Consider the following 21342-nt stretch of genomic DNA (forward strand, 5'->3'; position numbering starts at 1 on the left):
GGCCACTTCGAGACAGGCCCTAGGTCACGGCTTTGCGGGCTGGGCTTCGCCGTGGGTGCGCCACCAGTCGGCTGCCGCGTCCACGTCGAGGCCCGTGGTCCAGAGGTCGGCCGGGTCGTCGGGCAGCAGGCGTTCCCGTACCGCGTCCCGCATGGGGTAGGGGAGCGTGGCGCCGGTGGCGGAGACGTCTTCGTCCAGGATGCCGGCGGGGAACCGGCAGACCTCGACGGCGTCCGCCAACCCGAATCCCGCACGTTCCGCCAGATCGCGGACGGTGGCGGCGGCATCGATGGGCGCGGGGCCGCGATCGGCCAGCAACCGGATGAGCCGGACGACGCGGTCGGCGTCGCCCCAGCAGGGAACCGGGGCCCGGGCCGCCTGCCAGCCGGGCGGCCCGTCCTGGTCGAACTCGCCTCCGGGCGCGTACTCCACGGCCGTCGCGGTCCGGTCGCGCCGCTGGTAGTCCAAGATCAGCAGGGCGCCGCCGGGGGTGCGCCAGAGCTCCCCGGGCGCCTCCTTCTCCAGCCGCCTGTCGACCATCTGGTGTTCGGCGCGGGTCTGCCCCTCGGCGCCCGCCGGAGTGAGGCGCAGCAGCCGGCAGGAGTCCGTGCCGTCGCCGATCGGAGCGTTGGCCCAGAGGCGCAGGACGTCGAGGATGCGTTCGCGCTGCGAGTCAGGAGTCCACGGCAGGACGGCCGGGAGCGCGTAGCCCGCCAGGGTGTCCGGCTCGACGCCCACGTAGGCGCGGGGCGGCAGGGAGACCGTCCGGACGAGGTAGGGCTTGCCGGCCTCGGGCTCGTCGTTCGTCGCCGACTCCAGCGCGCGGGCGATGAGCCGCTGGCGCACGAGCCATCTCGTCTGCGCCGCGGTGCGCTCGAAGGGGAGGCCGGCGGCCGGTGAGACCAGCGCGGGCAGCGCCGGAGGCTGGGGACGGCCGATCCGGTCCCGCACCTCGACGGCCAGAAGGAGGCACTCGGCCGCGGTGCGGGCCGCCGCGAGGACGCCGTCGCGCAGGGGCGGCGCGGTCACCTCGGGCAGCACGGCCTCCAGCGCGCCGGCGGCCGCGCGCGGTCCGGCCAGCGCCGCCTCCAGCAGGCGCGCCGCCCCCTCGCGGCCGAGCCGCCGCAGCGCCGCCGACCCGGCCGGGTCCGCCGGGTCCCGCCGCGGCCACCAGCCGGGCGGCGGCACGAGCCCGCCCTTGGTGCTCATGACGGGCGAGAAGGGCAGCCGGGCCGTCCGGGTCCCGTCGGAGGCGGTGACCGTGATCGCGCCGCGGCTCGACCGGACCTCGCTCGGCCCGGCGGCGCCCGGGAACGTCACCTCGGCGGTCCCCGGCGCCTGGGGGCGTGCGGTGGCGGTGTCGGGGTCCAGGGTCAGCGCGACGGTCTGGCCCGTCTGCCCCTCGACCCGGAAGGACTGCCAGACGCCGTCCTTCACCCGTGACAGGACGGCGGTCTCGCCGTCGTACCAGGGCAGCATCCCGTCGGGCAGTTGGGGAAGCCTCACCCCCAGGGAGTCGTCGCCGCTGACGGACGCGTAGGCGTGCCAGGACCGTTCGGTGACGGTGAGGTATCCGAGGTGCTGGATGATCGTCCGGCCCGCTTTCGGTGACTTCGACGGCGTCCCGTCACCGGGCACGCCCAGTTCGGCGGGAATGCCGCCGCGCAGAGCCGCCAGCAGGGCGTCCACGGGGTCGGCGGGGTCGAGCCCCTCGGCGACGCCGGGCTCCAGGTCGAGGAGACCTCCGCTGCGGCCGGTGAGCCGCACCAGCCGTTGCAGCGCGGTGTGGAGGAAGGGCAGGTCCGGGCGGCCCGCGTCGGCCTTCCAGCCCTCGACGGCTTCGCTCAGCACCTCCCGGGTCTCCGGCAGGCCCCAGAGCGCTCTCACCGTGGCCGGGTAGTCGACGTTGCCGTAGTACCCCATGTCGCGGACGAACGCGTCGAGCAGGGCGGCGAAGCGGTCGCGTCCTTCCGGCCCGGACGCCACGTCCGCGGCCTGCCGGCCCGCGTCGAAGTTCGAACCCCACCAGCGGGGCGCGTCGGTGCCCATCTCGTTCTGGGGAAGGATGTTCCGGTAGTCGCGAGGCGGAAGCGTGGGGTCGGTCTCGTCGCCGTACACCACCTCGGCGTCCGGGAAGAGGCGCTCCCCCGCCTGGTCGACGAGCTCCAGCAGGACGGCGGCCGCGCACCCTCGTCCGTCGTGGCCGAACCAGTGGGCCGACAGGTGCGCCCCCGCGCCGCTCGCGGCCAGGCACTCCAGCCACATCTGCCGGATCTCCTCGGCGACCTCCTCGCCGCTCTCCTCGTCGTGGTGGGCGGAGTCGGGTTCGGCGGCGATCAGCCGCTCCATCAGGGCGTCGTCGCGTCGGGCCACCGCGGCGAGCGGATCCCGGGCGGCCGCCCAGATCTGGTGGGACGCGACGGGCATGAGCCCGGCGCGCAGCAGCCGCTCCGCCAGGAACTCCTCCTCGTCCCGCTTCTTGATCTTCGCGGCGCGGGCCAGCGTGCGCAGGTCGGGAAAGATCCGGGCGTACGGGATGAGCCCGGCGTCGAACCCCGCGCAGATCACCGCGCGGAAGCGGGCGTGCGCCTCCTCCGCCGGGAGCTCCGCGGCGAGCGTCTTGGCGTAGTCGCGCAGCGCGGCCGGTCCGACGCCGCCCGCGGGCACGAGTTCGAGGAAGACGTCCTGGACCCGGTCGAGGTCGAGCAGCGCGGGATGGTCCTTCTCGACCTTGCGCGCCTGCCCGAACGCCCAGAACGCGAGCTCGCTCTCGCCCGCCCGCACCAGTTCCCGGCAGGCCTGCTCGAAGAACGGCGCCAGTTCGGCGGCGGGCAGCGGGTCCGCGGCCTTGGTCAGCATCTTCTTGGCGCCCTTGGGCCCGGCGGCGGCGAGGTCCGCCGGTGCCGGCACTTGCGGAAACTGAGTCATCTCGTCCTTCGTCCCTGGTCCTCTGAACGACCGCGAAACCCTGCGACGGTCCGCCTCCATGATCGGTTCCGCAGCACGGGCCACGAGCACGGCCCGGATCGGTCAGTGGCGGGAGAACTCGGCTCTGACCTTGCTCGACCAGATGAACGGCTGGACGCCGAGCCAGATCAGGCCCAGGAGCATGAGAGGGGGGTAGAGGCGCAGGTCGTGGTCCGAGTCCATGTCCAGGCCCGACCCTGCCGCCTCATAGACGGGCACGATCCAGAGCAGGGCCATCAGACCTTCGGTGAGCACGGCCACCGTGAGGAGGGCGGCGCGGGCGGGCGGGTCCGTCGCCCGTCCGGCGAGTGACGGGTTCACCGCGGTGAAGGCGAACATGAACGCGAGCGTGCTCAGCACCCAGGAGATCTCGAACCAGGTGGTGGGCTCGATGATCGGAATCCCGCCCTTGTGGTGCATGTACACAAGGAGGGGTTCCCAGTGAAGGCCGACGAGGATCGCGAACACGAGGGTGAGGACGAGCGTCGGCCTGTGCGGCAGGAACCACAGCCCGCACATGACGATGAACGCCACGACGACGGGCAGCAGCAGAATGATCGTTACGTCCCAGCGCCTGTCGAGGGCTTCGTCGACGACCGCCCTCCACGGGCCGGCCAGGAAGGCCAGGATGGCGAGGGCGGTGCACACCAGGGCGGCTCTGACGAGGGCTTTTCGGTAGCGCCGGAGTGGGATGTCCGCGGGGGGCGGGTGGAGGAGCGCGGTGCGGGGCGGCGGCCGGTGGGGGATGGGCGGTCCGACGTCGGCCGCGGTCCCGGCGGTGGGGTTCAGGGCGGCGTTGAGCAGGTCGCGGACCTGGGCGGGTGAGAGGCGGTCGTCCGGTTCCTTGCGGAGCAGTCCGTTCAGGACCCGCGCCAGCGGCCCACCGCACCGCGGCGGTGGCGGCTGCCGGGTGGCGATCGCGACGAAGACGGCTCCATGGCTGGGCCCGTCGAAGGGACGGCGCCCCTCGACCGCCGCGTACAGGGTGGCGGCCAGGGACCACAGGTCAGAGGCCGGGGTGACGGCCTTGCCCTCCACCTGTTCGGGGGACATGTAGGCGGGCGTGCCCAGCACCATCCCCGACCGGGTGATGGTGACGTCGCCCTCCAGCGCGGCGATGCCGAAGTCGGTGAGCAGGACCCGGTCGCCTTCGAGGAGCACGTTGGCGGGCTTGACGTCGCGGTGGACGACGCCCTGCGCGTGAGCGGCCGAAAGGGCGTCCAGCATCGCGAGCCCGATCGCGGCGACCTGGCCCGGGGGAAGCGCCGGCCACTCGGCCAGCAGCTGTTCGAGGGAGCGCCCGCGGACCAGCTCCATGACGATCCAGGGACGGCCGTCGTCGCCCGTCACCCGGTCGTAGACGGTGACGATCCCGGTGTGCCTCAGGCGCGCGGCGGCGCGGGCCTCGCGCTCCATCCGGGCGTACCAGACGCGCCGCTCCTGGTCGGTGGCCTGTTCGGGCACCCGGAGCTCCTTGACGGCGACCTCGCGGTCGAGGTCGATGTCATGGGCGCGCCACACCGAACCCATGCCGCCCTGGCCGATCCGGCCGAGGTTCCGGTACCGGCCCGCCAGCACCCCGTCACCGTCCCAGCCCATGATCAGAACCTATCGGTGTGAAACGGCCGGAAGAAGGTGTTCCGGCCAACTGGCAGACAACTGTGTCTGCGTGACCGCACGAGGCCGGCCGGCGAGCCGGCCCCTCTCATGGGATGTCCGAACATTGCCGACGAGATCCTCCCTGAAATCGGGAGATCGCGGCTCTGACCGGTAATGATATGTATTTCAATCCTGATCGGTGATTGATATCCATATTGGACAAGAGGGGTCGCGCGATGATCGAGTGACCGCATGATCAAGCCCTCTTCCCGAACTACACGCGTCCGGCTGGGTGCCACCGCACTCGCCGCGCTCACCCTCTTCGGCACCGCCGCGTGCGGCGCCGCCGCCCAGGACTCCGCGCCGCGCGGCGCCACCGCCGTCGCCGCGACCGATCAGATCCGGCCCGGCGTCACCGAACGCGACGATCTGCTGGCCGTCTTCGACGCGGCGGGCGTGCGCGGCTCGTTCGCGCTGCTGGACGTGAAGACCCGGAACACGACCGTGGTGGACCGGCGGCGCGCCGAGACCCGGCTGGTGCCCGCCTCCTCCTTCAAGGTCCCGCATGCGTTGGTCGCCCTGGAGACCGGGGTGGTCAAGAGCCCCGACGAGGTGATCCCCTGGGACGGGACGCCGCAGCCGTTCCCCGAATGGGAGCAGGACATGACGATGCGGGAGGCCATCCGCATCTCCAACGCCGCGGCGTTCCAGGTGATCGCCCGCCGTATCGGCCTGAAGCGCGAACGGCAGTGGCTGCACCGGTTCGGCTACGGCAACCGCCAGACCGGGACGAAGGTGGACCGGTTCTGGCTGGACGGCCCGCTGGAGATCTCGGCGGTGGAGCAGACCCGGTTCATGGAGCGGCTGGCGGCCCAACGCCTGCCCGCCTCGCGCGAGCACCAGCGCACCGTCCGCGACCTGATCAAGCAGGAGGAGAAGGACGGGTACAAGCTGTACGCGAAGTCGGGCTGGCAGAACGCCCCCGGCCCCGGCACCGGCTGGTGGGCCGGGTGGGTCGAGCGCGACGGCCGCGGCTACACCTTCGCGCTGAACCTCGACGTCGTGAAGGACGGCGACGCCGCCAAGCGCGCCACGGTCTCGCGTGAGTTGCTGCAGCGGCTGAACGTGCTGCCCGCTGCGTGAGCATCCCCTTTCACGGGCCACCTGATCGCCCCATCGAACCCGTCCGGCTGGTACAAGCCGCACCGATGGGTAAGGGGCGGGAGGGTGGCCTTAGGGGGAGCTGTGCGTGTAGGGGCTGTTCAGACCGTCCTGCCGGAACATCACTACGACCAGCGTGAGATCACCGAGGCGGTCGTCGAGGCGACCGCGGCCGATCGGCGGGTGGTGGAGCGTTTCCACTCCGCCACCCGGGTGATGGGCCGGTACCTGGCCCTGCCGATCGAGAAGTACGCGAACCTCGACGGTTTCACCACGGCGAACGGCGTCTACGCCGATACCGCGCTGGCCCTCGGGGAGCGGGCCGCCCGGGGCGCGCTGGAGGCGTCGGGGGTCGACGCGTCGCAGGTCGACCAGCTGGTCTTCTGCTCCTCGACCGGGGTCGCCACCCCCTCGCTGGACGCGTCGCTGGCCCAGCGCCTGGGCCTGCGGGACGACGTCAAGCGGGTACCGATCTTCGGGCTGGGATGCGCGGCCGGCGCCGTGGGACTGTCCCGGCTGTACGACTACCTGCGCGCGTGGCCCGACCAGGTGGCGGTGCTGGTCTGCGTCGAGTTGTGCTCGCTGACGGCGCAGCGCGACGACGGCTCGCTGGCCAACCTGGTGGCCAGCGGCCTGTTCGGGGACGGCGCCGCGGCCGCCGTGGCGGTCGGGGGTGACCGCGAGACCGGTCCGGGGCTGCCGGTCCGCTGGGGGCCGCAGGTCGTCGCGACCCGCAGCAAGCTCTATCCCGGCACCCAGCGGCTCATGGGATGGGACGTCGGCGAGCACGGCTTCCGGATCGTCCTGGCCGCCGACCTGGTCGACCACGTCGAGGCGACGCTGGCCGGCGACGTCACCGCCTTCCTCGGTGAGCACGGTCTGTCTCCCGGCGAGGTGACCTCGTGGGTCTGCCATCCCGGGGGGCCGAAGGTGATCGAGACGATCGCCGAGGCCTTCGCCCTCGGGAACGGCGAACTCGACCTGACCTGGGAATCGCTGCGGAGGGTCGGCAACCTGTCCTCGGTCTCGGTGCTCAACGTGCTGCAGGAGACGATCCAACGGCGCCGTCCGCCGGAGGGCGAACCCGGGCTGCTGATGGCGCTGGGCCCCGGGTTCTCCGCCGAACTGCTCCTGCTGCGCTGGTGAACCCGTGATCGGGTTCACGCTGCTCATCGCGCTCGTCGGGGCCGAGCGGATCGCCGAGCTGATCGTGGCGCGCCGGAACCAGGCCTGGGCGAGGAGCAGGGGCGGTGTGGAGTACGGCCGCGGGCACTACCCGGGGATCGTCGCCGCCCAGGTCGGCCTCCTCGGCGGCGCGCTGCTCGAAGCGCGGCTGCTCGACCGCCCGTTCGTCCCGATCCTGGGCTGGTCGATGCTGGCCCTCGCCGTCCTGGCCCAGGGGCTGCGCTGGTGGTGCATCGCCACCCTCGGCAGACGGTGGAACACCCGCGTCATCATCGTCCCGCACCTGCCGCTGGTGGACCGGGGCCCCTACCGCCGGCTGCGCCACCCCAACTACGTCGCGGTCGTCGTCGAGGGCGTCGCCCTGCCGCTGGTGCACACCTGCTGGATCACCGCCCTGCTGTTCACCGTCGTGAACCTGGGCCTCCTGAGAATCCGCATCAGGACCGAGAACACCGCTCTGAACCACGCCGCGGGCACCACTCCCGCATGAGGCGCGCCGCCCCGAGGTGACCATTTCATCGCGAGGCCTTGACGCGGTGCGGGTACCACCGCCGCCCACGGAGGGAACGTATCCGGCGGCAGCGCACCGGTGAGCGGAGGAAGCGCACGCGGGGGAGCGGCGTCATGGCGAAGGGCTTCAAGGGCAGGATCGCTCTGGACATCCGTGATTCGGAGCCGGACTGGGAACCGTTCCTGTCGCCGTGGGCGCCCAAGGGGTCCCCGAACGTGCTGGTGATCGTGTGGGACGACGTCGGGTACGGGACGATGGACTGCTACGGCGGCCCGGTGAAGACGCCGACGATGACCCGGATCGCGAACCTGGGCCTGCGCTACTCGAACTTCCACACCACCGCGCTGTGCTCGCCGAGCAGGGCCTCGCTGCTGAACGGCCGGAACGCGACGTCGAACGGAATGGCCACGGTCGCCGAGTTCGGCGCCGGTTTTCCCGGGATCTCCACCCGCATCCCCGAGGGGAACGGGTTCATCTCCGAAGTCCTGGCCGAGCGCGGCTACAACACCTACTGCGTCGGCAAATGGCATCTGGCGCCCGGGTGGGAGACCAGCATGGCCGCCTACAAGGGGCGCTGGCCGCTCGGGTGCGGGTTCGAGCGGTTCTACGGCTTCCTCAACGGCGAATCGAGCTCCTGGTATCCGACCCTGGTCCACGACAACCACCAGGTCGCCACGCCGGGGACGCCCGAGGAGGGCTACCACATAGCCAAGGACCTGTCCGACAAGGCCATTCAGTTCATCCGTGACGCCAAGGCCGTCCAGCCGGACAAGCCGTTCTTCATGTACCTGGCGCTGGACGCGGCCCATGCGCCGCACCACGTCTTCACGGAGTGGGCCGACAGGTACAAGGGGGTCTTCGACGAGGGTTACGAGGCGATCCGGCCCGAGATCCTGCGCCGTCAGAAGGAGATCGGCCTGCTGCCCGAGGACACCGAGCTCTCCCCGATCAACCCGCACGGCGAGCCGGACGCGACGGGCCCGGCGGGGCAGCCGTGGCCGGAGCTCGACACGGTCCGTCCGTGGGACTCCCTGAGCGAGGGGGAGCGGCGGCTGTTCGCCCGGATGGCCGAGGTCTTCGCCGGCTACGTGTCCTACTCCGACGACCAGCTCGGCCGGGTGATCGACTTCCTGGAGTCCTCCGGCGAGCTCGACAACACGATCATCGTGGCGGTCTCCGACAACGGCGGCAGCGGCGAGGGCGGCCCGGACGGGACGTTCAACGAGTGGCGGTTCTTCAACGGCCTGCCCACCCCGGCCGAGCTGTCCCTGGAGCACATCGACGAACTCGGCGGCCCCACCTCCTACAACCACTACAACACCGGGTGGGCGTGGGCGTTCGACACCCCGTTCCCGTACTGGAAGCGCTGGGCCGGCTACGAGGGCGGCGTCGCGGACATGTGCCTGGTCGCCTGGCCCGCCAAGATCAAGGCCCGCGGCCAGGCGCGCCACCAGTACGTCCACGCGGTCGACGTCACGCCGACGCTCTACGACCTGCTGGGCGTCGAGCCTCCGGAGGTTCTGAGGGGACGCCCGCAGAGCCCGATCGAGGGGCGGAGCTTCGCGGCCTCCGTCACCGACCCCTCGGCGCCCGGGAAGCTCACGCAGTTCTACGCGATGCTGGGGCAGCGCGCGATCTACCATGACGGGTGGCTGGCCTGCACCGTCCACCCGCCCCTGAGCGGCTGGGGCAGGTTCGAGGAAGACGAGTGGGAGATCTACGACCTCACCCGCGACCGCGCCCAGAGCACGAACCTGGCCGTCCGGGAGCCCGAGCGGCTGGAGCGGCTCAAGGGCCTGTGGCACTACCACGCCGGCCTCTACAACGGGCTTCCGCTCGACGACCGCACCGCGTTGGAGCAGACCCTCGCCGAACGGCCGCAGGGCACACCGCGCCGCGACCGCTACGTCTACTACCCCGACTGCGCGCCGGTGCCCGAGCAGTCCGGCGTCATGACGAACGGCCGGTCGTACACCATCGTCGCCGGGGTCGAGCTCCACTCGGACGACGTCGAGGGCGTCCTGTTCGCCCATGGCGGCGTCTCCGGCGGGCACAGCCTGTACATCAAGGACGGCCGCCTGACCTACGCCTACAACTGGGTGGGCAGCCGCCTGCAGGTCGTCACCGCCGACCTGTCCCTTCAGCGGGGCAGGCACACGTTCACGGCCGAGTTCAAGGCCGAGGAACGTGGCACCGACCCCGAGATGCCCGGGATGTCGGGCCTCCTCACCCTGTACGTCAACGAGCGCCAGGTGGCCGACGCCCGCATCATCACCCAGCCCAGCTACTTCTGTCCCGTCGGAGACGGGATTTGCGTGGGCCGTGCCGACGGCTCGCCCGTCACCCCCGACTACCGGCCGCCGTTCCGGTTCACCGGAGGTGTCATCGACAAGGTCGTCATCGACGTCTCCGGCGACCGCTTCATCGACCACGAGGCCGAAGTGCGCGGCTGGCTCATGGTCGACTGACCGCCTCGGCGAACGCGCAAGCGGCCGCGCACCGCGCGGACTCCGGGCAGTCGCCGCTCGTGACGCCGGGTCAGAGGCCCAGAGGGGCTCAGGGACGGTCCGTGTGGGCGCAGCCGGCGGTCGCACGGCCGGAGACGCCGGCGAGCACCAGGCGGAGCTCCGCCAGTGAACCGTCCAACGCGGCACGCTGGTCCGTGGTGCGCGCGATGTCCAGGGCTGTTTCGCAGATCCCGCCGTACAGCAGCGAGGTGGCGGGATCCAGCGGCCGTTCGGAGATGCACCCGGCCTCGACGGCGATGGCCAGCCCGCGCCGCATCTGGTCCTTGCAACCCGCCTGGACGTCGCGCATGGCGGACCAGCCGAGCGCCCCCGGCGCCTCAAGCAGGGTGATCCGGCGGACGTCGGGCTCCAGCGACGCCTCCAGCAGGGCGCGGCAGCCCGCGAACACGCCGTCCCACGGATCCCGCTCGGCCCGGAACGCCTGCCGGACGACGGCGGCGAGCCTCTCCTGCTCGGCGGCGTAGACCTCGCGGAAGATGTGCTCCTTGTTGCTGAAGTGGTGGTAGAAGGCGCCGCGCGTCACCCTGGCCTTGGCGCAGATCGCGTCCAGGGTGGTGGCGGAGAACCCGTCATCGACGAAGAGCTCGCGAGCCGCCGCGACCAGGGCGCCCGTCGTCGCCCTGGTGCGTTCCTGCTGACTCCGGCGCGCACTCGTGTTCGCTGCCACCCGCGTCTCCTCCCGACCCGGACGAGAATAGAAGAACGGAGACGAACCCGAGGACGTCGGCGTGCCGGGCATGCCCGACCAGCCGGGTCAGGAGTCGCACGCGTCCTGGAGGAGGACGTCCGCCAGTTCGCGCGGTGCGGTGACCATGGCGTCGTGGCCGGCGTCCAGGACCGTGGCCGCCCAGCCGTGCTCATCGGCGAGCCGGACGAACGGCATGGGCCCGCCGGGCGTGCAGAGCACCGCGCCGCACGGGATCGCGTCGACGGCCCCGGACAACCGGGTCGGCTGGGAGAACGTCCGCCGCGGATGGGGCGTCAGTTTGGATTCCAGCCATGCGACCTGGTCCGGTTCCGTCACGCCGACGGTGGCCGCGGGGGCGGGCGGGACGAGGCCGTCGACGGTGACCGATTCGATCCAGTCGCGGAAGAATCCGGGGGCCACGTCGTCCAGCGACTCCCCGTCGCGGCCCGCCCAGGCGTCGACCATGGTGATGCGGGCGACGCGTTCCGGCATGCGGTCGGCGGCCTCGCGCACGACGAGACCGGCGTAGCTGTGCCCGACGAGCACGACGTCCCGGAGGTCCTCGTACGTCAGCAGGCCCGAAAGGTCGTCGATGTGCGTCCGCAGGCCGATCTCGGGCCCCGCCAGGTGGGCGCGCTCACCGAGGCCGGTCAGCGTCGGGGTGTGGACCTCGTGCCCCGCGGCCCGCAACCGCGCCGCCACGTGACGCCAGCACCAGCCGCCGTGCCAAGCACCATGAACCAGCACGTACGTCGTCATCGCGTCGCCTCTTCCGCACGCTCGCGCCAGGCGGCGAACTTCGCCGCCGCGGCCTCTGTGGACAGTCCGAGCTGCTCGCACATCTGATGGAAGTCGAAGAAGAACCGCTCATGCGCGATCAGCCCGTCCCGCACGGTCCAGTGGCAGGCGAACGGCAGCGCGAAGGACCTGCCCGTGGGTTCGATCCCCACCAGCCTCTCCACCATGGTGGCCCGGACCGTCCCGGCGCCGACGGCCAGCTCACCGGCCTCGACCAGGTACTCCAACTCCACGCCGTAGTCGGGGAAGGTGCGCAGGAACGCGGTGTTCTGCCGGGCGACCTCGTCCCAGCCGGTCGCGACCGCCCCGAAGGCGATCGTCTCGAAGACGACGTCCGGGTGACAGAACCGCATCGCCGCCGGGACGTCGGCGCGGCTCTTGGCCCGCGCGTACGCCCGTACGACCGCGGTCGGCGCGATGTGCTCCTCGGGCATTGCCGTGTCTCCCCGTCTCACGCGGGCTCGCCGACGGCGAGCACGATCTTGCCGGTGGTGCGGCCGCCGTCGATGCGGTCGTGCGCCGCGGCCGCCTGCGCCAGCGGGAACACGGCGTCGACGTGCACCTTGAGCCGTCCGGCGGCGACGAGCCCGGCCAGCGCGCCGAGCCCCGCGCCGTCGGGGTCGACGAGGTAGTCCACGGCGCGCACGCCGAGCTCGCCCGCACGCTCGTGCAGCCCTGGGGTCCAGGCCGCCTGGCCGCTGACCAGGACACCGCCGGGCCGCAGGCATTCCAGCGCGTCGAGCCCGGCCCGGCCGCCGAACATCTGGATGACGACGTCCACGTCCCGCACCGCGGCGGACACCTCGGCCGCGGTGTAGTCGACCACCTCGTCCGCGCCCAGCCCGCGGACGAAGGCGTGCTTGGCGGCGCTCGCGGTGCCGGTCACGTGCGCCCCGCGGGCCTTGGCGATCTGGACCGCCAGGTGCCCCACGCCGCCGGCCGCGCCCGCGACCAGGACCCGCTGTCCGGGCGCGACGGCGGCGACCTCGACGAGCATCTGCCACGCCGTCAGCCCGGCCAGCGGCAGCGCCGCCGCCTCGGTGAAGTCCAGGCCGTCCGGCATCCGGGCGAAATGGCGGGCGGGGGCGGTGACGTACTCGGCGTAGCCGCCCGCCGCCCGGGGGAACCACGGCATGCCGAACACCCGGTCGCCCGGCCGGAACCGGGGCGTGCCGTAGCCGGTCTCCACCACCTCACCGGCGACGTCCCAGCCGTTGATGAACGGCAGGTCGAGGACCCGGTTGTACGCCTGCCCGCGGCGGGTGTAGACGTCCACCGGATTGACCCCGGCCGCCACCACCCTCACGAGCACCTCACCGAAGACCGGTGCCGGTCTCGCCACCTCGACCAGCGCCATGGTCTCGGTGCCTCCCCATGCCGTCTGCCGTACCGCCCGCATGAGCGTCCCTCCCTGGAAAGATCACACAGGAGAGTACATACATACGCCATGTATGTAAATGCCGAGAGGAGTGTCAGCGCCGATCCCTAGAGTTCTCGCTCATCGGGGGCAATGGACACGCGAACCTGGGGAGCGGCATGGGAGCCAAGACGGCGCTGCTGGCATTCACGGACGGCGACGTGCGGTCGGCGCTGGCCGGGGCACCGCCCTCAGGCCGTGCTGAGGCCGAGAACCTCGTCCGGCGCATTCATCCGGGCCACGCGATCGAGCGGATCGCTGACGGCACGCTCGATCGCACCTACCCGCCCGACGACGTGACCTACGCCCTCGCACTGCCCGGGACGGATCTGCTCATCGACCACAGGCCCGTGCTCGACCGTCCGTCGGAACTGCCCGAGCATCTGCGGCGGCTCGGGGAGGGGCGCCGGATCGTCCTGCACTGGATGCACTCGGTCGTCGACTGGCTCGCGTTCGCGATCTGGGAGGACGGGACGCTGGTGCGCTCGCTGAGCCTCTCCCCGGACAGCGGCGTCATGGAGAACATCGGCGAGCCGCTGGAGTTCGAGCGCCCGTACTGGGCCGGCGAACGCGCCGTGGAGCCGGATCCGGCCTGGGACGACGAGGAGCCGTATGCGCTGCCGTTCCATCCGCTGGAGATGGGCGAGGACGCATTGCGCTTCCTGTTCGGTTTCGTCCTCGAAGGCCTCCCGGAGGACACCGACCTCAACGCTGAAGAGATCCCCATGTACGGGTTCAAGGTGACCGATCCGACGGGACGCGAGCAGGCCGAACGTGAAGCCGCCTACGCCGAGGCGATCGCGAGGATGGGCCCGCCCCGGCGCTTCCGTCTGGGCCCCGACGGGAAGATGCACGAGATCGGCATCGACGGCCTCTGACCGCCCGGAGCGGTTCAGCGCGGTGCGGAGAACCAGCGGCGCGGATGCCGGGTCAGGCTGTAGCCCGCCACGGCCGTGACGGCGGCGAGGACGCCTCCGCCGATCGTCCACCACCACCGGCTCGACGGCCAGGAGAACCAGCCCCTGACCCGCTCCGCCGGTTTCGGCGCCGAGTTCACGGGGCTCGCCGAGGGCGCGGTCCCCGGGGCGAGCGTGGCTCCGGGGTCGACGGCCGGGGACAGCGGCGCCTTCAGCTCCGCGCCCGCCGGCCGGGCGTCCCCGTCCTTGGCGCTGATCCGCACGTCGGCCCGGATCGGCAGGCCGAGGTCCTGCTCGGGGAGTCCGCTCGCCGCGAGCCGCAGGTAGTAGGTGCCGGGCAGCGGGTCGTCGGCCCACGGCTCGGCCCACGCCCGGACCTGCCGCAGTGTGCAGCGGAGCCTGACGCTCGCGGCCCCGGCCGCCGCCGTCGCGTTCTGCGGACCGGCCGTACACGCCTGGCGGCGCCGCAGCCCGTCGAAGACGTCGATGGTGTACGTCGCGGCGCCGTGGCGGCTCGCCGCGGGAGGCAGCGTCACCGTCACCGCGATCCGCCCGGTCTGCCCGGCCGCGGCGGCGAACGACCAGTACAGGTAGTCGCCGGTCGAGGCGGGCACGCGGACCGGCTGCCCCGGTTCCACGGTGGTCGCGGTCAGGAAGGACGTCCCCGCGGTGCCGACCGTCGGCCGCGGGCTCGGGGAGGCGTCCGCGGAGGCCGGCAGGGCGGTCGCGGGCAGGACGGCGCAGGCGGCGGCCGCGCAGGCGAGGAGGAGGGGGGTGCGCATGGTCAGTTCTCCTTCCAGACGGCCACCCGCCACCGGGCGAGCCACCCGGTGACCAGGCCTGCGACCAGGCCCGTCCCGGCGAGCACGAGCAGCAGCAGCCAGCCGCGGCCGAGGTCCGGCTCGCCCGGCGCGTCCGAGGACGGCACGAGGTCGACGGTCAGCTCCAGCGGCATGCCGGGCGCCGTCCGCACCGACGCCGGGGCGGAGAAGGAGTTGCTCACCACCAGGCAGACCGGCGTGCCGCCGGAACCGCCGTCCGGCGAGGGCGAGGCGGAGGCCTCGGTCCGCTGGTCCGACCAGCGCAGGCCGGTGGACCGCACGTCGGTGCGTCCGCTGCCCGCGTCCGTGCCGCGGACGAGTTCCTGCCCGGCCCCCGACACCGCGCGCAGCAGCACCCCGTGGTCGGGGTTCAGGGTCCGGTCGAGCGACACGCTGACGGAGGCGCGCAGCTCCTGGCCGGGGGCCACCGACACCCGGTACCAACGGTGCTCGCTGAACCGTTCCCGGTCGGTGTACACGCCGGGTGCGAGCGTGGGTGCGTCGGCGCACCCCGCGGTCCCGGCGACCTTCTCGGGAGTCCTCTTGTAGGTGCTGCCGGCGCGCTGGACGAGCTGGTTGAGGCGCCCGGTCAGCTCCTCCTCGTGCTGGACGGCGGTGTAGGTCCCGCCGGTCGCGGCGGCGATGCAGGTGAGCTGCTGCCGGACCTTGTCGTTGAGGGTCAGCCCGAGGGTGTCCACGACCAGGTGCGTGCCCTGGGACGCGAGCTGGCGGGCCACCTCGCAGGGGTCGGGGGGCGAGCAGGTGTCCTCGCCGTCGGTGATGAGGATGATCCGCCGTGTCGTCTCCCCGGCGCCCAGGTCCCGGGTCGCCGCGCGGAGCGCGAGCCCGATCGGCGTCCAGCCGGTGGGGCGCAGCGTCGCGATCGCCGCCTTCGCCCGCGCCTTGTCCACCGGGCCGACCGGGGAGATCTGCTGGGTGTCGGTGCATCCGACGGCCTTGCTGCTGCCGGGGAACCGGTACCGCGCCCCGAGCACGCGGATGCCCAGTTGCGTCTCGGCGGGCAGGGAGTCGACCACCGCGCCGAAGGAGTGCTGGGCGACCTCCATCCGGCTGCGCCCGTCGATGTCGCGGGCCCGCATGGAGCCGCTGACGTCGAGCACCAGTTCGACCTTGGGAGGCTCCGCGGGACCGCCGTCGTCGGCGGCGGCGGGGGGCGCGCCGAGCAGTGCCGAGGGGGCGAGCAGGGCGAGCAGACCGCCGCCCGCGAAAGATCGTTTGGAGAGCACCAGGGGATCCTAATGACGCCCGAGGCCCCCCGAGACCAAGATCGACCAGACCACTCCGGGTCCTCCTTCCCAGTGCGGAAGGGGCGCAGGCTAGGACGGCTCCGCCAGGCGTGATCGGGTGCGGGCCGGCGCCGACGGCGGGAGGATGTCGAGGACGTCGGCCAGGGTGACGCCGGAGAGGCTGTCCCGCCAGGCCTGGTGGGCGTCGGCCATCTTCGCGGCGAGGACGCAGGGCTCCCGGCACTCGGCGGCCGGCAGCGCCCCCCGTCCCTGCCGGCGGATCTCGCGGCACTCGTACGGGGAGGACGTGCCGTCGACGGCCTCGACGATCTGCAGGAGCGTGATCTCGGAGCCGGGCCGTGCGAGCCGGAACCCCCCGCGCGGGCCCGCGGTCGCGGTGAGCAGTCCGGCCTTGACGAGGGCCTTCAGCTGCTTGGCGAGATAGGGCGCCGGCAGGTCGTAGTACTGCGCCAGCTGCGCCGTCGACGCGCTGACTCCCGGATCCAGCTGAGCCAGCGTGGTCGCGCAGTGCAGGACCCATTCGGTGCTCACAGGCAGCTTCACGACACCAGCCTATCGCAGACATAATGGATCTATTTAGTCCATGATAGGCTCCCGAACACCAGACAAGGGAGGCCGCCATGCGGATCGCCGTCGCCGGCGCGACCGGGAACATCGGAACCCTCACCGTCGCCGCTCTCCAGCGGGACGGCCACGAAGCGGTGCGCATCAGCCGCTCGCTCGGCGTGGACCTGACGACCGGCGAGGGCCTCGACGACGCTTTGACCGGCGTCGAGGCCGTCGTCGACGTCACCAACAGCACCGCGGCCGACCCGGCCGAGACGGTGGCCTACTTCGGTGCCGTCACGCGGAACCTGCTCGCCGCCGAGGAGCGCGCCGGAGTCGGCCACCATGTGCTGCTGTCGATCGCGGGGGCCCACCGCATCGAAGGCAACGCGCACTACGCCGGCAAGCGGGAGCAGGAGCGCCTGGCGGCCGCCGGCCCGGTCCCGTGGACGATCGTCCCGGCCACGCAGTTCCACGACTTCGCCGCGATGGTGACGAGCTGGACCGAGCAGGACGGGGTCGCCACGATCGCGCCGCTGCTGGTCCAGCCGGTCGCGCCCGCGGACGTCGCCGACGTCCTCGCCGAGATCGCGACGGGCCGGCCGCAGGGGCGTTACAGCGATGTCGCCGGGCCCGAGCCCCAGGACCTGGTCGACATGGCCCGCCGCACCAACGAGGCGCGCGGCCGCACGGTGAAGCTCGTGCCGACGTGGTCGACGATGTTCAGCCTGGAAACGGCCGGCAACGCCCTCCTGCCCAGCCCGGACGCCCGCATCATGCCGACCACCTTCGACCAGTGGCTCACCGAACAGCGCTGAGAGGCTAATCGGCGTCGCGGGTGCGGTCGGCCAGGGCCTGGTTCATTTCCAGTTCGCGTTCCTCGAGGTTCCATCGGCCTGCTTGGGCGGCCTGGTTGGTGACCCAATAGACCATGGTTCCGTCGTGCAGGATCCGGCTGTAACTGGCGAAGGACCAGTCGTTGCCGCCGTTGTGCCAGCCGACCCGGCCGTCCTTGGTGTGCAGGACGCCCCAGCCGTAGCCGTAGGCGGCCTCGGTCTTGGGGATCCGGGCGTGGGGCTCGAACATCTTGGCCTTGGCGGCGGCGCTGAGGATCGTGTCGCCGAGCAGCGCTCGATGCCATTTGAACATGTCACGTCCGGTGGACAGCATGCCGCCGTTGCCGCGCAGGTACCAGTACGGTCCGTCGGCGGCCCAGGGATGGTCGAACGGCCGGCCCTGGCTCGCGCCGTCCTCGTCGTACTCGACGCTCACCTCTGACCGGGAGAACTTCGGCAGCACGTAGCCCGTCCGGGTCATTCCCGCCGGTGCGAACAAGTACTTTGCCAGGAACCGCTCGTAGCTCGTTCCCGACACCTTTTCGACGATGGCGGCGAGCACGCTGAATCCCGTGTTCGAGTAGTGGAACTCCTCGCCAGGGCGGGAGACCAGCTTGGACTTCAGTGCCTTGGCCAGCATCTCGTCGCGGGAGACGGGCTCGTAGTCGTCACCGAGCCCCTCGGCCAGCCCGGCCGTGTGCGTCAGCAGGTGATGCAGGGTGATGCCGCGCTTGTCCGCGGGCACCGGGCCGAGGATCGTGCCGATCCGGTCGGTCGTCCGGAGCCTGCCCATCATCTCCAGCTTCATGATGGCGGCCGCGGTGAACTGCTTGGTGATCGACATGACGTCGTGGACGGTGTCGCAGGTGGCCGGGGTCCCGGCCGTCCGGTCCGCCAGGCCGAAACCCTTGCAGTGCACGAGCTCGGCGCCGCGCGCGGCGACCACCGTCCCGCCCGGGCCCTTGGGCAGCGTGCGGTCGAGGTAACTCGCGATCGAACGGTCGACGGGCTCGGGCGCGCTTCGGGCGGCCCTCGGCGCGCCCACGGCGTCGCCGCCGCAGCCCGCCGCGGCCAGCGCGGCCGTGAGCGCGATGGCGAAGGGGAACGGATTGATCCGTCGCATGCGACCTCCAGAACAGTCGTGTGGGATGCGCCAGAGGCTGGCCGCGGCGGGCCGCGGTGATCAAGAGGTCATGCTGTTCGAGCTTGTGCGGGACGCTGTACGGCCTGTTCAGGCTGGGGCATAGTGGAGCGATCGACGAGCATCGGGGTGAGAACGTGACCGCATCGCCACCGTCACCGGACGTGGCCACCGACGAGGGCGAGTTCATCGCCGCGCTGCGCCGGCTCAAGGCCTGGTCGGGTCTCAGCTACCGGCAACTGGAGCGCCGGGCCGCCGAAGCAGGTCGCGTCCTGCCCTACTCGACCGCGTCCACGGCGCTCGGCCGCAAGAGCCTGCCTCGCGAGGAACTGCTGGTCGCCTTCGTCCTGGCATGCGGGCTGGACGACGAAGAGGCGGCGTCCTGGGTCGCCGTCCGGAAGCGCATCGCGGTCGGCGACTGCGTCGCAGCGACGGAGCCGAGGGCGGCCCGGAGGCCGCGGTGGCGTCCCGCGCTCGGCTTGGTCGCGGCGGTGCTGAGCCTGGCGCTCGCCGGCGGTGCGACGCTCCCCCTGAAGGTCGGCGACGAGGTCGAGACCGTCCAGGCCACCGTGGGGAAGTGACCCTTGCGGGACGTCGAGACGCCGCGCCGTAGGAGGCGCCTTAAGGCGGAGCGTTCACGGACGCCGGGCCGAGTCCGCATCGCCGCCGCCCTTGCCGGCCTGACCGATGGAGCGCAGGTAGCGTTCGCCCAGGACGGCGAGATGGTCGATGAGACCGGGCGGTCCCGTGACCTCGAAGTCGAGTCCGAGCATGCCGATGTACACCGCGATGGTCTCCAGGCTGTCGGCCCCCGTCACGAGCACGCACTGCTCGTCGCTGACCGACTCGACCACGCCGACGGTGGCGTTGATTCGCGACAGCACCTCCTGCGCGGAGGCGAACACGGTGATCCGGGCGTGCACCTTCCAGCCCGTCGAGGCGACGTCGCGCAGGACGAAGCTCGTGTAGTCGAGCCCCGGCAGCGGGGTCGGGGTGAACACGCGGTGGGTGGGCATGCGCGGGGTGATCCAGTCGACCCGGAACGTCGCCCAGGCGCCGGTCTGCGGATCGCGTCCGACCAGGTACCAGCGGCGCGTCCAGCTGACCAGCCGGTAGGGCTCCACGAGCTTGTGCCCGGACGTCGCCGCCGTGCCCGAGGGCAGCTCGCCCGGCCGGTCGTCGGCCCCGGTGGTGTAGTCGAAGCGGAACCATTCGCGGTCGCGGACGGCCGTCGCGATCTGGGCCAGGACCGCAGCGTCGACCTCCGGGTCCTCGACGTTGGAACCGGTGTTGTGCGGCCCCTGCGACGTGGACTGGTGGATCGCCGCCACCTGGCGGCGCAGCCGGTGCGGCAGCACCTGCTCCAGTTTGGCCAGGGCCTGGGCACTGCTGTCGCCGATGCCGCTGATGCCGGTCGCGGCGCGCAACCCGATCGCGATGGCGACGGCCTCCTCGTCGTCCAGCAGCAGCGGAGGCAGCTTCGTGCCGGCGCCGAGCGAGTAGGAACCGGTCGTGCCGCGCGTGGCGTCCACGGGATAGCCGAGCTCGCGCAGCCGCGCGATGTCGTTGCGGATCGTGCGACCGCTCACGCCGAGGCGTTCGGCCAGTTCAGAGCCCGGCCAGGACGGTCGTGACTGCAGGAGCGAGAGCAGGGCGAGCAGCCTCGCCGAAGTTTCCAGCATGTTCAGCATGATGCCGCATCATTAGGAATCAGGTCTTCCTATATGGGTTCTACTGTGAAGACATGACGACGACGAACACCGCTTCCTCCGAAATCCGTCCCTTCCGCGTAGAGATCGCGCAGGCCGAGCTCGACGACCTCGCCCTGCGACTGGCCAACACCCGGCTGCCCCGGCCCGCCGCGGTCGACAACTGGGACCTCGGCACGCCGAACGGCTACCTGCGCGAGACCGTCGACTACTGGCGCAACGACTTCGACTGGCGGCGGCAGGAGGCGCGGATGAACGAGTTCCCGCACTACCTCACCGACGTCGACGGCCAGGAGGTCCACTTCATCCACGTGCCCTCCGCGGAGCCGGACGCCACCCCGCTGCTGCTCATCCACACCTACCCCGGCTCGTTCGTGGACTTCCTCGACATGATCGGCCCGCTCACCGACCCCGTCGCGCACGGCGGGCAGGCCGAGGACGCGTTCTCCGTCGTCGTCCCCTCGATCCCCGGCTTCGGCTTCAGCACCCCGCTGGCCGACGGGGACTGGACGATGGCGCGGGTCGCCCGCACCTTCGACGCCCTCATGCGCAAGCTCGGCTACGAGACCTACGGCTCGCACGGCAGCGACGCCGGCACCATGGTCTCCCGGGAGCTCGGGCTGCTCAAGCCGCCCGGATACCTCGGCATGCACGTGCTGCAGCTGTTCTCCTTCCCCTCGGGCGACCCGGCCGAGTTCGCCGGCTTCGGGCCCAAGGAGTACGCGGCGCTGGAGCACATGCAGTGGTTCCAGTCGGTCGGCGGCTACAACGCGATCAACGCCTCCCGGCCGCAGACCGTCGCGGTCGGCATCGCGGACTCGCCGGTCGGCCAGCTCGCCTGGAGCGAGCTGTTCAACTCCTTCGGCAACGGCACGAGCCTGGTGACCCGCGACCAGATCCTCACCCAGGTCACGCTGTACTGGCTCACCAACACCCAGGCCACCGCGGGCCGCTACCACTACGCCGAGGCGCACTCCGGCGCCGAACCGGCCATCAACACCGCGCCGACCGGCGTCGCGGTCTTCGCCGACGACTTCCAGACCATCCGCTCCCTCGCCGAACGCGACAACACCAACATCGTGCACTGGAGCGAGTTCCCCACCGGCGGCCACTACGCCTCCCTCGAGGCCCCCGACGCGGTGACCGCCGACCTGCGCACCTTCTTCGCGGCACTGCGCAAGGGCTGAACCCCCGCCAGTGGCGGGAGCGGGCAGACCCCGCTCCCGCCACTGTGCTGTAGGACGCTTCCC

19 protein-coding genes are annotated in these 21342 nt (G+C 71.9%); 8 read left to right on the plus strand and 11 right to left on the minus strand.

Annotation, left to right across the window (positions count from 1 at the left end):
- Positions 1-24 precede the first annotated feature (24 nt).
- The gene (locus AB0C84_RS06070) at positions 25-2910 is read right to left on the minus strand and encodes a hypothetical protein (RefSeq protein WP_361061587.1); all 2886 of its coding nucleotides are present in this window, start codon (positions 2908-2910) and stop codon (positions 25-27) included.
- A 120-nt stretch (positions 2911-3030) separates the two neighbouring features.
- Complete coding sequence (locus AB0C84_RS06075; RefSeq protein WP_361061589.1) at positions 3031-4566, minus strand: serine/threonine-protein kinase; 1536 nt, start codon at positions 4564-4566, stop codon at positions 3031-3033.
- 252 nt (positions 4567-4818) lie between these two features.
- Between AB0C84_RS06075 and blaOXA the strand changes: the two genes are divergently transcribed.
- From blaOXA to AB0C84_RS06095, 4 genes are all read left to right on the plus strand, one after another.
- A complete protein-coding gene (blaOXA, locus tag AB0C84_RS06080) occupies positions 4819-5709 on the plus strand; it encodes a class D beta-lactamase (RefSeq protein ID WP_361061591.1) in 891 nt (296 codons plus the stop codon).
- A gap of 102 nt (positions 5710-5811) precedes the next feature.
- Positions 5812-6873, plus strand: a complete 1062-nt coding sequence (locus AB0C84_RS06085) for a 3-oxoacyl-[acyl-carrier-protein] synthase III C-terminal domain-containing protein (protein ID WP_361061593.1) — start codon at positions 5812-5814, stop codon at positions 6871-6873.
- Between the two features lie 4 nt (positions 6874-6877).
- A complete protein-coding gene (locus AB0C84_RS06090) occupies positions 6878-7402 on the plus strand; it encodes an isoprenylcysteine carboxylmethyltransferase family protein (protein WP_361061595.1) in 525 nt (174 codons plus the stop codon).
- A gap of 134 nt (positions 7403-7536) precedes the next feature.
- Positions 7537-9891, plus strand: a complete 2355-nt coding sequence (locus AB0C84_RS06095; protein ID WP_361061597.1) for an arylsulfatase — start codon at positions 7537-7539, stop codon at positions 9889-9891.
- A gap of 88 nt (positions 9892-9979) precedes the next feature.
- On the opposite strand, the gene AB0C84_RS06100 is transcribed toward AB0C84_RS06095, so the two are convergent.
- The 4 genes from AB0C84_RS06100 to AB0C84_RS06115 form a co-directional block, all read right to left on the minus strand.
- Entirely contained in the window at positions 9980-10618 is a 639-nt protein-coding gene (locus AB0C84_RS06100; protein ID WP_361061599.1) for a helix-turn-helix domain-containing protein, read from the minus strand.
- Positions 10619-10705: 87 nt separating this feature from the next.
- A complete protein-coding gene (locus AB0C84_RS06105) occupies positions 10706-11398 on the minus strand; it encodes an alpha/beta hydrolase family protein (RefSeq protein WP_361061601.1) in 693 nt (230 codons plus the stop codon).
- Entirely contained in the window at positions 11395-11871 is a 477-nt protein-coding gene (locus tag AB0C84_RS06110) for an ester cyclase (RefSeq protein WP_361061603.1), read from the minus strand. The genes AB0C84_RS06105 and AB0C84_RS06110 overlap by 4 nt, the downstream gene beginning before the upstream one ends.
- 17 nt (positions 11872-11888) lie before the next feature.
- Positions 11889-12836: an NADP-dependent oxidoreductase gene (locus AB0C84_RS06115; RefSeq protein WP_361061606.1), complete on the minus strand. Its 948-nt coding sequence runs from the start codon at positions 12834-12836 to the stop codon at positions 11889-11891.
- 137 nt (positions 12837-12973) lie between these two features.
- On the opposite strand from AB0C84_RS06115, the gene AB0C84_RS06120 reads away from it, so the two are divergent.
- Positions 12974-13732, plus strand: a complete 759-nt coding sequence (locus AB0C84_RS06120; RefSeq protein ID WP_361061609.1) for a hypothetical protein — start codon at positions 12974-12976, stop codon at positions 13730-13732.
- A gap of 14 nt (positions 13733-13746) precedes the next feature.
- On the opposite strand, the gene AB0C84_RS06125 is transcribed toward AB0C84_RS06120, so the two are convergent.
- The 3 genes from AB0C84_RS06125 to AB0C84_RS06135 form a co-directional block, all read right to left on the minus strand.
- A complete protein-coding gene (locus tag AB0C84_RS06125) occupies positions 13747-14553 on the minus strand; it encodes a hypothetical protein (protein WP_361061612.1) in 807 nt (268 codons plus the stop codon).
- 2 nt (positions 14554-14555) lie between these two features.
- Positions 14556-15839 (minus strand): VWA domain-containing protein, encoded by a 1284-nt coding sequence (locus AB0C84_RS06130; RefSeq protein ID WP_258945736.1) that lies wholly within the window; start codon positions 15837-15839, stop codon positions 14556-14558.
- A gap of 90 nt (positions 15840-15929) precedes the next feature.
- Positions 15930-16403, minus strand: coding sequence for an Rrf2 family transcriptional regulator (locus AB0C84_RS06135; protein WP_361061616.1), 474 nt, complete (start codon positions 16401-16403; stop codon positions 15930-15932).
- Positions 16404-16480: 77 nt separating this feature from the next.
- Here AB0C84_RS06135 and AB0C84_RS06140 point away from each other — a divergent pair, with 77 nt between their 5' ends.
- A complete protein-coding gene (locus tag AB0C84_RS06140; protein ID WP_361061619.1) occupies positions 16481-17224 on the plus strand; it encodes an SDR family oxidoreductase in 744 nt (247 codons plus the stop codon).
- A gap of 4 nt (positions 17225-17228) precedes the next feature.
- Here the strand turns inward: AB0C84_RS06140 and AB0C84_RS06145 are convergent, their stop codons facing one another.
- Positions 17229-18365, minus strand: coding sequence for a serine hydrolase domain-containing protein (locus AB0C84_RS06145; RefSeq protein WP_361061622.1), 1137 nt, complete (start codon positions 18363-18365; stop codon positions 17229-17231).
- A 155-nt stretch (positions 18366-18520) separates the two neighbouring features.
- On the opposite strand from AB0C84_RS06145, the gene AB0C84_RS06150 reads away from it, so the two are divergent.
- Positions 18521-18964: a hypothetical protein gene (locus AB0C84_RS06150; protein ID WP_361061625.1), complete on the plus strand. Its 444-nt coding sequence runs from the start codon at positions 18521-18523 to the stop codon at positions 18962-18964.
- Between the two features lie 54 nt (positions 18965-19018).
- Here the strand turns inward: AB0C84_RS06150 and AB0C84_RS06155 are convergent, their stop codons facing one another.
- Positions 19019-20065, minus strand: coding sequence for a WYL domain-containing protein (locus AB0C84_RS06155; RefSeq protein WP_361061628.1), 1047 nt, complete (start codon positions 20063-20065; stop codon positions 19019-19021).
- 62 nt (positions 20066-20127) lie between these two features.
- Between AB0C84_RS06155 and AB0C84_RS06160 the strand changes: the two genes are divergently transcribed.
- The gene (locus tag AB0C84_RS06160) at positions 20128-21279 is read left to right on the plus strand and encodes an epoxide hydrolase family protein (RefSeq protein ID WP_361061631.1); all 1152 of its coding nucleotides are present in this window, start codon (positions 20128-20130) and stop codon (positions 21277-21279) included.
- Positions 21280-21342: the final 63 nt, after the last annotated feature.

It is taken from the genome of Actinomadura sp. NPDC048955 (assembly GCF_040649435.1).
Taxonomy (GTDB): Bacteria; Actinomycetota; Actinomycetes; order Streptosporangiales; family Streptosporangiaceae; genus Spirillospora; species Spirillospora luteofluorescens.

Bases quoted from the DNA above. Each gene is read 5' to 3' on its own strand.
- AB0C84_RS06125 (WP_361061612.1), bottom strand. From the start codon at position 14,553: ATGCGCACCCCCCTCCTCCTCGCCTGCGCGGCCGCCGCCTGCGCCGTC.
- blaOXA (WP_361061591.1), top strand. From the start codon at position 4,819: ATGATCAAGCCCTCTTCCCGAACTACACGCGTCCGGCTGGGTGCCACC.
- AB0C84_RS06110 (WP_361061603.1), bottom strand. From the start codon at position 11,871: ATGCCCGAGGAGCACATCGCGCCGACCGCGGTCGTACGGGCGTACGCG.
- AB0C84_RS06095 (WP_361061597.1), top strand. From the start codon at position 7,537: ATGGCGAAGGGCTTCAAGGGCAGGATCGCTCTGGACATCCGTGATTCG.
- AB0C84_RS06155 (WP_361061628.1), bottom strand. From the start codon at position 20,065: ATGCTGGAAACTTCGGCGAGGCTGCTCGCCCTGCTCTCGCTCCTGCAG.
- AB0C84_RS06145 (WP_361061622.1), bottom strand. From the start codon at position 18,365: ATGCGACGGATCAATCCGTTCCCCTTCGCCATCGCGCTCACGGCCGCG.
- AB0C84_RS06120 (WP_361061609.1), top strand. From the start codon at position 12,974: ATGGGAGCCAAGACGGCGCTGCTGGCATTCACGGACGGCGACGTGCGG.
- AB0C84_RS06075 (WP_361061589.1), bottom strand. From the start codon at position 4,566: ATGGGCTGGGACGGTGACGGGGTGCTGGCGGGCCGGTACCGGAACCTC.
- AB0C84_RS06140 (WP_361061619.1), top strand. From the start codon at position 16,481: ATGCGGATCGCCGTCGCCGGCGCGACCGGGAACATCGGAACCCTCACC.
- AB0C84_RS06160 (WP_361061631.1), top strand. From the start codon at position 20,128: ATGACGACGACGAACACCGCTTCCTCCGAAATCCGTCCCTTCCGCGTA.
- AB0C84_RS06105 (WP_361061601.1), bottom strand. From the start codon at position 11,398: ATGACGACGTACGTGCTGGTTCATGGTGCTTGGCACGGCGGCTGGTGC.
- AB0C84_RS06115 (WP_361061606.1), bottom strand. From the start codon at position 12,836: ATGCGGGCGGTACGGCAGACGGCATGGGGAGGCACCGAGACCATGGCG.